The 9979-nt window shown below is 44.2% G+C and carries 9 protein-coding genes; 3 read left to right on the plus strand and 6 right to left on the minus strand.

The genetic code is table 11. The features are described 5' to 3' along the window. The first annotated feature begins 35 nt into the window (after positions 1–35). Complete coding sequence (locus B2089_RS00830; protein ID WP_296325954.1) at positions 36–1346, plus strand: UPF0164 family protein; 1311 nt, start codon at positions 36–38, stop codon at positions 1344–1346. A 3-nt stretch (positions 1347–1349) separates the two neighbouring features. Here B2089_RS00830 and B2089_RS00835 read toward each other — a convergent pair whose 3' ends face one another. Both B2089_RS00835 and B2089_RS00840 read right to left on the minus strand, forming a co-directional pair. After that, positions 1350–2954: a 1,4-alpha-glucan branching protein domain-containing protein gene (locus B2089_RS00835; RefSeq protein ID WP_296325956.1), complete on the minus strand. Its 1605-nt coding sequence runs from the start codon at positions 2952–2954 to the stop codon at positions 1350–1352. Between the two features lie 12 nt (positions 2955–2966). After that, positions 2967–3641 carry a DUF4912 domain-containing protein gene (locus tag B2089_RS00840; protein ID WP_296325958.1) on the minus strand — a complete coding sequence of 225 codons (675 nt, stop codon included), beginning with the start codon at positions 3639–3641 and terminating at the stop codon, positions 2967–2969. A 71-nt stretch (positions 3642–3712) separates the two neighbouring features. On the opposite strand from B2089_RS00840, the gene B2089_RS00845 reads away from it, so the two are divergent. Beyond that, a complete protein-coding gene (locus B2089_RS00845; protein WP_296325959.1) occupies positions 3713–5422 on the plus strand; it encodes a GGDEF domain-containing phosphodiesterase in 1710 nt (569 codons plus the stop codon). 8 nt (positions 5423–5430) lie between these two features. On the opposite strand, the gene B2089_RS00850 is transcribed toward B2089_RS00845, so the two are convergent. From B2089_RS00850 to B2089_RS00860, 3 genes are read right to left on the minus strand one after another with little or no spacing between them, the layout of a single operon-like run. After that, the gene (locus B2089_RS00850; protein ID WP_296325961.1) at positions 5431–6084 is read right to left on the minus strand and encodes a methionine ABC transporter permease; all 654 of its coding nucleotides are present in this window, start codon (positions 6082–6084) and stop codon (positions 5431–5433) included. Positions 6085–6102: 18 nt separating this feature from the next. Next, positions 6103–7125 (minus strand): methionine ABC transporter ATP-binding protein, encoded by a 1023-nt coding sequence (locus tag B2089_RS00855; protein ID WP_296325963.1) that lies wholly within the window; start codon positions 7123–7125, stop codon positions 6103–6105. Positions 7126–7144: 19 nt separating this feature from the next. Continuing rightward, entirely contained in the window at positions 7145–8005 is an 861-nt protein-coding gene (locus tag B2089_RS00860; protein WP_296325965.1) for a MetQ/NlpA family ABC transporter substrate-binding protein, read from the minus strand. Positions 8006–8110: 105 nt separating this feature from the next. Here B2089_RS00860 and B2089_RS00865 point away from each other — a divergent pair, with 105 nt between their 5' ends. After that, a complete protein-coding gene (locus B2089_RS00865; protein WP_296325967.1) occupies positions 8111–9283 on the plus strand; it encodes a M20 metallopeptidase family protein in 1173 nt (390 codons plus the stop codon). 145 nt (positions 9284–9428) lie between these two features. Here B2089_RS00865 and B2089_RS00870 read toward each other — a convergent pair. Continuing rightward, positions 9429–9979: GGGtGRT protein (locus B2089_RS00870; protein ID WP_296685383.1), on the minus strand; the 551-nt coding region annotated here is incomplete at its 5' end.

A 9979-nucleotide genomic window follows, 5' to 3' on the forward strand; every position in this document is an offset into this window, starting at 1 on the left:
GATATTTCTCCGAAAATACATTATAATATAATATGATGAAAAAAATCTTCTGTATAATAGCATTTTTCATTATTCTCAGCCCGCTTTCAGCCCTCGATCTTTCCAGCACGGAATCTTCCCTCGCAGATATTTTTTCATCTTCAATCGACGACAATGAAGGCTGCACTGTATTCCGTTCAATGAATATTCCTTCAGGAGGCCGCACGGAAGCACTTGGCACGGCTTTTACTGCCATAGCCGATGACAGTTCTTTTTTTGATTACAATCCTGCGGCAAGCGCAGTCCTTGAAAACACGGAAATATCGGTTTCTCACAACGCCTGGATTGCCGATTCCGCCCTTGAAACAATCGCCCTCACCCGCAGAAACGGCTCCTTGGGTTACGGAACACAGTTCAAGTGCTTTTACGTCCCCTTCTCAGAATACAATCTTTACGGAGACCGGGTTACTGGCAATTATTACAGCGAGACAAGCGCGACATTTAATATTGCCTACAATTTTTTCTCAGGCTACACATTCCGCGGTCTTGCTTTGGGAGCTAACGGAAAAATCGCATGGAGAAATGTTCCTGATTACACTGACAACAAAAGCGATCAGGTTATTTCAGGCTCCGGTCTTGAGCAAAGTGCCCTCGGTCTCATGGCAGACGGCGGTATCCTGCTCAGATTCAACGCACTTAAATTCTACAGCGACCGCGAGCCTAACATAAAAATCGGGCTAACGCTCAACAATTTTGGCATTGCCCTCACTGGCTTCGGAAAGGAAATCAAAAAGGACGATGACACTCCGGCCCGAATTACGATGGCAAGTTCCTACCGCATAGCGCCCCGTCTTCTGCTCTCTGCCGAAGTGAGAAAGCCTGTCGCCATAAGCAATTTTTCTTCAAGCGGTGCGCTCTCAATAGCGGCTGGGCTCGAAGCTACCGTCACTCCGATTTTTGCCTTTCAATGCGGATTTCTTTTACAAGGCTCAAACCCCCGTTTTTCAATCGGAAGCGAATTCGACATCAAGGGAATCAAAATGGATATTGCCTATATCCTTGACCTCACATCTTCGGCAAATCCTGCCAACCATATCAGCCTCAGCGCGAAAATGCGTTTCGGAGACCGCGGAAGAAAGGCCACAATGGAAAAGGTTGATGAATATTATCTATCCGGGCTTAAATTCTACGCAAACGGCTATTACAACGAAGCCATTGATTTATGGAACCAGGCAATTTATCTCGCGGCATCAAGCCCTCTCAACATCCGCTTTGAGCCTGCAATTCAGGCAAGAAATTCTGCCTACAATTTTATAAAAAACAAGACCGAGCTAGAAGACATCTACTCGGTCGTTGTAGAAGATTGATTTTTATTTTTTTCGAGAGAACATGCGGAAGTTCATCCAAGGAAATATGGCATGTTCCCGTTCAAGTTTCGTAAGCCACTCCGTGCTCACAGTGTTAGAACCAAGCGCGTCAAAAACAATCATAAAGGACTCAATAGCCTCCTTAAAACGCTCTGTGGCATATTCCGGGAAATAGCCGTCATGTATCATTTTCGCCCACTCGGCACTTTGGGCAATCATAAGTTCTTTTGCGCCCAAATTCAACAAACGGACTTTCAAACCAGTCTCATTCGGGAAGCGGTCTGACAAATCAATCATTCGTTCGCACATTTTTCTTGTGTAACGAATCATCCAGCCGTTTGAACTGTCGAGCAAATCCTCACCATAGCTGTTTCCTTGAGCCGCACCAGGATAAGGCACGATTTTCTGCAGCGAGAACTGATTCCCGATGAGAGGGGAAATAGCAGACAGTTTGATTTCGAAAGCAGCCGCTTTTCTCAAAACAGCTTCAAGCCAGTCAATTCCCTCAGCCCAGTCCTGCCCCAGTTGCTTCGCATCGATTACGCATAGAAGCGAAGGCTCTCCGCTTTTCATACATTTTTCGGCCTCTGACAGTTTTTCATTTTTACACCGGAGGAAAGAATCTGCATCTTTCTGAACTTGGGCAAGGGCATCACTCTGCTTGTACACGCCCTCATCGTCTTTATTCCAATAACGGAAATATGACGGAAACCTTGCCATTCCGTCCTCAATAAAACCAGCTTTAATAAGATCCTCTGCCGGCAAATCAAATGCGACATCTTTTCCTTGATTTTTATAAACTGGAGCAGAAGCAAATCCGTTCTCTCCAGTGATATCATCAGGAGTGTCAGCATCCTGACAGAAAAGAGCAAGTGATGCCTGAGAAAGGCTTGTATTTGTGTCAAGGTCACAGCGAACAGGAGAGAAAATGCCATTTTCCGGGAGACTATCACTGAAAAGCATGGTTCTCACATCAACAATAGTGTAACGGAAGCCGTATGAACGCAGAACTTTTTCAATTCCTGGAGTGTAGCCCATGAAAGGCAGGTAAAACCCATCTGGATTTGAGCCAAAGTAATGTCGGTGAGAATACAATCCTACCTCTACCTGAGCATTTAATATTTCAGTCATGTCACCGTAGTGTGGAAGGAAAGCATAAGTACCGCAAGTTGAAAGAAGCTCAAGTTTTCCTTTTTCTGCAAAACAGGCAAATTCCTTGAGGAGATTCCGTGAATAAACCTGAGTAAAATCAATCAAGTCTTTTTTTGCCTTCTGAAGACAAGTTTTGGCATTTTCAAGAAGATCATCTTTTCCAGAGAGCCGCACAACCTCCCTTTCTCCAAGAGCAATCCGCTTTTCAAGCCAACGAACAAACTGTTCTTTTACCATTTCATCGTCGAGCAAGGCGCAAAGGGACGGCGAAAAAACCATGGCAAGCTTAAAATCGACTCCTTCGTTTTCGAGGCGATGGAACATATTAAGCATTGGAAGATAAGTCTGCACAATCGAACCGAATAAAATATCATTCTGAAGCGCAAATTCTTTTTCATTTTCGTGGCGTATATACCCTTGATGACCGACAATCGTTAAAACTAAATTCTTTGACATTATAAGCTCCGACTAATCCACAAAAGACTGTCTGTATTTTTCGTAATGAGATTTTAAAAGTTTTTTCATTCCAGAAACCTCAAGGATTTTAGGAATATCGACTTCCTGACCGGGAAAAGCCTTAGAAAAAATCGCGGGAGTTTCAGGAAGCCTGATTCGATCGGAAATCGTGAGATTGTCAGAAGAGCCATCGTTAAAAAGCGCTACCAAATCCACACGGAAGAATTTTTTGCCAGGCTCAAGGAGTATATATTGCTCTCGGTCTTCAAGGCTTATCTGTAAATCAAAATATTCAATAGGGTTCGTTTCACTTTCGTTCTCAAAATAAAGAACCCTGAGAAGCAGATTTTTCAGGCGAGAGGATTCTGAAAGTTTCTTAACTCCATCAGCACTGATATCCCAATAAACGAAGGCCCATGCCGGATTTCTTAAGATGACAGAAATTTCTGTTTCGTTGAAAGAAGAAGGAAGTTCCCCAGACTTTTCGGGGAATTCCCCCTGCTCGTTCATCACCTGTACAGGTTCCGATTCGGCAGGCATATCCTGAGCAACCTCAAGCAATTCCCCGATAATAAAGCGGCGGTTTAAGTTATCAGGAATATCTATTCCATAATCATCGGCAAGAGCAATCAAATCAGCCGAAGATAAAGTCTCCAAATGAGCAAGTGTTAAAGCGTTATTTTCCATAATTTTTATTTTTTATTGTGTATGATTGTCTTAAAAACTTGAAAAAAAATCAACTAGTATATTAAAATAGAATGAAAAAGGAGTTCATCTTGCCCAAAGAATTTGCCAGCGAAAAACTCTGCGATCTCATTTCCGTACTTACAAGCAGCGTAACGACCCTTGCCGAAATGAACGAAAAACTTCAGGAAACTCTGCCAGCCCTAGCCGAAGAACTCCAGCTAGGCCGTCTTTCCGTAGTCGTGTCAAATCCACAAAATGTTTATGAACCTCTCGGCATCAACAAAGAGATGGTAAGCTATGAAAGCCCTGCTGGATTCAATCCTGACACATACGAAAAATTTTACTTTACCGAAGAAAACGGCTTTATCCGTCTCAAGGCAAACCTGCTCCCCCAAATCGAATGGACAGATCAAAACAAAAAATTCGTGGATTTTTATGTAGATCTCTCCTATCTTTTGTGCAGCCGCGCCCGCCTGATGAACCTCATGGATGCGGTCAAAATCACAGACTCGCTTACGGGAGCTTTGAATCTTCACGGCTTGCAGGAAACCGTAGGTGAAATCCTCTCCAAAAAAGAGATTCAGAATTTCTCCGTAGTTCTCCTTAACTTCAAGAATTTCAAGTACATCAACCAGCGGGTCACCACCGATAACGGCGACATCATCCTGCGGAAATACTCGATGCTCGTCCAGGGATTTCTGGAAGGGAAAGGCTATCTTGCCCGTCTCGGAAGCGACAATTTTCTCACGCTGGTGGAAAAAAAACGCCTTTCAGAATTCATCGAATTCATCAAAAATGTTTCAATCAGCGTAAACAACAAGGGAACCGTCGAATCCATAAAAATCGATGTAAGGGCCGGAGTCTACGAAACAAACGAAGAAACCACATTCGGTGATATCATGTCGAATTCGGCCGTGGCACTGGACAGCGCGCGGCATTCGCGCAACAAAGACATACTTTTCTTTGAGAGAGAAATGCTTGAAAAAGCCCTGCACGACAAAAGCATCTCGAACATGTTCCTGGACTCCCTTGCAAAAAACGAATTCAAGGTCTATTACCAGCCAAAAGTCGATTTACAAACGAACATGCTCTGCGGCTGTGAGGCTCTTTCCCGCTGGTACGCCCAAAGGCTCATAACTCCGGCAGAATTCATCCCCATACTCGAACAGGAAGGCACAATCAAGAATCTGGACTTTTATGTCCTCGAAACCGTTTGCAGGAATATCCGTGAGTGGATAGACAAGGGAATTGAGCCAGTCTTAATATCCACGAATTTTTCAAAACTCCACCTTTCGGACGAGCACTTTGAGGAACATATAATTTCTACTCTAAAGAAATACGATGTTCCTTCAAAATACCTTGAGCTTGAACTTACGGAACTTTCTGATTACCAATATTTTGAACGGCTCGTCTCTTTCGTAAATAAAATGCAGGACGAGGGTTTTAAGATTTCAATCGATGATTTTGGAACAGGTTATTCGTCCATGAGCCTTGTCCGAAACCTTAACCCAGATGTAATCAAGCTCGACAAATCATTAATCGACAATGTGGCGGCCGGCGACGATAAAAAAGCAAGGACAGACCGAATTATAAGCCGCTCAATCATCAAGATGGCTCAGGAACTGGGAATAAAAGTGATTGCGGAGGGCGTTGAGACAAAAGAACAGGCAGAATTTTTACTCAAGAATGATTGTTTCATGGCCCAGGGCTGGCTTTTCGATAAGGCCCTTGACCATGATGAATTTGAAAAGCGGCTTGTCACGCGGAAATACGAGATTTAACTTCCGCCCTATTTTTTAGCTTTTCGGGCTGCCCGACTTCCAATCGTCTGGATAATCTGAACAAAGACAATCAGTATTATCACCGTTGATGTCATAAGCGGCTGATTAAAGCGCTGGTAACCGTATGTGAGTGCCAAATCCCCCACACCGCCACCACCGACAGCACCGGCCATTGCCGTCGCACCCAAAAGGCCTACTGTTCCAGTCGTGACGCCCAGCACGATTGAGCCCAGGCTTTCAGGAAGAACGAATCTTATTATCGTCTGGAAGGTGCTTGCCCCCATACTTTGCGCAGCCTCAATGATTCCTTTGTCAACCTCAAGAAGCGCATTCTCTATCAGCCGGGCCAAATAAGGCGCGATATATGCCACCAGAGGAACCAAAGCCGCCGTAGAGCCGACGCGGGTTCCAACAATAATTTTCGTAAGCGGCATAATATAGACAATCAAAATGATAAAAGGCACGCTGCGGATAATGTTAATCACAAGACCAAGACTCGTGTAAATCAGTTTGTTTTCTTTAAGACCGTCCTTTCTGGTCAGAAAAAGAATCACTGCAAGCGGAAGGGCAATAAGAAGCCCCGCCAAGAGCGAAAGCCCGACCATGTACAAAGTCTGAAAAATGCTGGTATAGATTTTTATCGCACTGATTCCGAAAATCATAATACACTCCTTCTAATCCTATAATTCAACCGGAAATTTCGGCACATTTCTTTCATCGAAGAATTTTTCTGCGGCGGCAATCTGCTCTTCGCTACCCCTGAGCTGCACTGTCTGAAATCCGACGATTTTCTCCTCAAGCTCAGTTACAATTCCGTAAAGAATCGAAATGCTAACGCCGGTCTCCCTGATTGCATCTGCCATAATCGGCTCGTCCGCGTTTTTTCCGTCAAAGCGGAGCCTGAGGACTTTCTGGCTTCCAGTATAATTTTTAAGGAAAGACTTCACGCTCTCAGGCAGGCGGTCATTTATAACCGTGCGAATAAAATTCTTCGTTACAGGGGATTTTGGATTACCGAAAACATCGATTACGGAACCGCTCTCAATCAGGCTTCCTTTCTCAAGAACGGCCACTTTATTACAAATCTGCTGAATTACATTCATTTGATGGGTAATCATCAGAATCGTAACCCCCAAATCCTTGTTGATTTTTTTCAAAAGCGCAAGGATTGAGTCCGTTGTCCGGGGATCCAGGGCGCTGGTAGCCTCGTCACAAAGAAGGATTGACGGATTAAGGGCAAGAGCCCTGGCAATTCCCACCCTTTGTTTCTGTCCGCCAGAAAGTTCTTTGGGATAAGAGAGGATTTTATCATCCAGCTCAACGAAATGAAGCAAGTCTTTTACCCTGGACTCAATATCCCCTTTCGACTTTTTTGCAAGCTTCAAGGGAAGTGCCACATTTTCATAGACCGTTTTGCTTTCCAAAAGATTGAAATGCTGGAAAATCATGCCTATGTCTTTTCGGAATGCACGCAATTTTTTTCCTTTCAATTCCGCGACTGAAAGTGAATTCACGGTTACCCGGCCTTCCGTAGGAACTTCAAGACCGTTCACCATACGGAGCAGGGTCGATTTTCCCGCTCCGGAAAAGCCAATCACCCCGAAAATATCGCCCTTGCTGACTGAAAGAGAAATATCCTTCAGGGCATGGACAGTATTAGTCTTTGTTCTGAATATTTTTGATACATGCTCAAGTTCAATCATCTCAGGCGACCTCTTTTTTTTAGTTGAAAGAATAATCCTCAGGAATCCAGAAAAGTCCGTTCTCATAATTGGTCTTTTCAAGATATGCCTTGAATTCTGCAGAATGATAGGCGGCAACAATGTCCTTAGCCCACTGACTGTCTTTATTTTCTGCCTTTACTACAACCTGCAAGACAAGATGCGGGAGAACGCTTTCCTTTGCCAGTGCCGTGCTTGCGTCAATGCCTGCGTTGTAAACGATAGAGCCTGTAATCACGACAAAGTCAAAATCATCCTGAACCTGTGGAATGTTAAGCGACTTCATCTCAGTGAAGACAATATTATATTTATTTGAGGCAATGTCTTCGCTTGTAACTGTGGAAAGATTCACTCCATCCTTGAGAGTAATCCAGCCGATTTTTGAAAGAAGAACATAAGCCCGTGCCGTATTGGCAGGATCGTTCGGAACTGCAATCTTCGGATTTGCAATTTTCTCAATATCAGAAAGAGACTTGTATCTGCTTGAGAACATACTGGCTGGAACTGTTGGAATCGGTGTTATCGGCAGAAGGTCACCATTATTTCCTTTATTGTAACTCTCTGCGTAAGCTGTATGCTGCTCAACATTGAAGTCAACATCGCCTCCATTTACTGCGTCATCGGCGAGGGAAAGTTCTGAATAATCAATACCTTTCAGAGTGTAGCCTTTTGCCTCAAGAATCGGCGCGACACCATTTTCAAAAAGGACAGTATAAGGCCCCTGTGAACGGCTGTAAGTCAAAGTCTTTTTCTCGCTCGAAGAGTTTTCTTTTTTGTTGCATGAAACAAAGGAAGAAAGAACTGCGACAGCACCCAAGGTTAAAAGTGCGATTCTCAAGGAATTTTTAGTAATTTTTTTCATATTTTTGCTCCTTACCTATTGGAATACTAGGTTTATTTATGATAAGATATTTATATACCTAGTAACCTACTGTGTCAATAGGTTTTGAAAAAAAAAGGAGTTTTTATGAATATTTTAGACGAAGCAAAAACACTGAAACCGTATATGGTAGAACAGAGAAATTACTTTCACCAGCATCCGGAATTAGGATTGGAAGAATTTCTCACCTGTCAGAGAATTGAAGAAGAGCTGGATAAAATCGGAGTCACACACTTCCGCGTTGGCAAAACAAATGTCATTGCGGAAATTGATTCTGGAAAAAAAGGAAAAACTCTCTTTCTCCGCGCAGACATTGATGCCCTTCCCATTCAGGAAGCCAATGATATTCCATACAAGAGCCAGAATGAAGGGGTGATGCACGCTTGCGGTCATGACGGACACGCCGCATATCTTTTGGGAAGCGCAAAACTTCTATCTGAACATAAAAATGATTTCAAGGGAAAAGTCATTCTCGCCTTTCAGGCAGCCGAGGAAATCGGAAAGGGAGCAAGAGACATTATCGCATCCGGAGTCTTGGACAAAGCTGACCGTTGTTTTGGGATTCACTTTCAATCTTCTTTAGATGTGGGAAAAATCGGAGTAAAAGCAGGAGCAGACATGGCAAGTTGCGACCGTTTCAAAATAAGCATTTATGGTAAATCAGCTCACATTACCCGCCCCCAGGACGGTATCGACTCACTTTTTATAGCCTCTCTCATATCCACACAATTACAGACTGTCGTCTCGCGGCTCGTCAGTCCGGTGGAGGTCGCATTAATCGGAGTCGGAAGAATCTCTGCAGGGACAACCTACAACATAATTCCAGGGCAAGCAGAGTTGGAGGGAACAATCCGTGCATTCTCAAAAGAAGTCCGTGAAAAACTTGGAAGCACTATTGAAAAGATTGCCAGAAATGTCGCCGATGAATACGGAGCAAGAGTTGATGTTTTTATTGAGGATATTTGTGACCCGTGCTTTAATGACGAAAAAAGCGCGAGGGAAGTCATAGAATCAGCCCAAAAATTGCTGGGAACTGAAAATGTCATAACCACGCTGGACAAAAGATTCGGTTCGGATAATTTTGCAGACTATTTCAGGAAAACGCCAGGCTGTTATGTTCATGTCGGCTCAGGTGATTCCGAAAAAACAAGGGTCGCCCATCATAACGATCATTTTGATTTATCGGAAGACAGCTACACCTACGCCGCCGCCCTTGCAACACAATACGCTCTGGACTTCCTTAGTCCCGCAAAGCCTTAAAGTGAAAACTAAAGCACAAAAATGCAAAAAAAACGGCTTGTGGGACGCAGACAAAAAGTAAGGGGGCCCCTGTGAAGGGAGAATCCTTGCTTTTTGTCGTCGCTGGGACCCGCAAGCCGTTTTTATTCAGCTATTGCTTTTTCGCTTAAAAGCTACCTGCAACTGCTACTGCACAAGCTACTGTACAGCCTACCATCGGGTTGTTACCCATGCCCATGAAGCCCATCATTTCGACATGTGCCGGAACTGATGAAGAGCCTGCAAACTGAGCGTCTGAGTGCATACGACCCAAAGTATCAGTAAAGCCGTATGAAGCCGGGCCTGCAGCCATGTTATCAGGGTGCAAAGTTCGGCCTGTTCCACCACCAGAAGCTACAGAGAAGTATTTTTTACCGGCGAGGAGGCGCTCCTTTTTGTAAGTGCCTGCGACCGGGTGCTGGAAACGAGTTGGGTTTGTAGAGTTTCCTGTGATAGAAACATCAACATCCTCGTGCCACATGATTGCAACGCCCTCGCGAACATCGTCTGCACCGTAGCATTTTACGATGAGGCGGTCAGGGTTTGAGCCGTAAGGAACTTCTTTAACGACTGTGAGAGCCTTGTCAGTTCCCTGGCCGTTGAAGTAGTCGAATTTTGTCTGAACATAAGTGAAGCCGTTGATTCGGCTGATAATCTGAGCTGCGTCTTTTCCAAGAC

This window comes from Treponema sp. UBA3813, from assembly GCA_002368605.1.
Classification (GTDB): Bacteria; Spirochaetota; Spirochaetia; order Treponematales; family Treponemataceae; genus Treponema_D.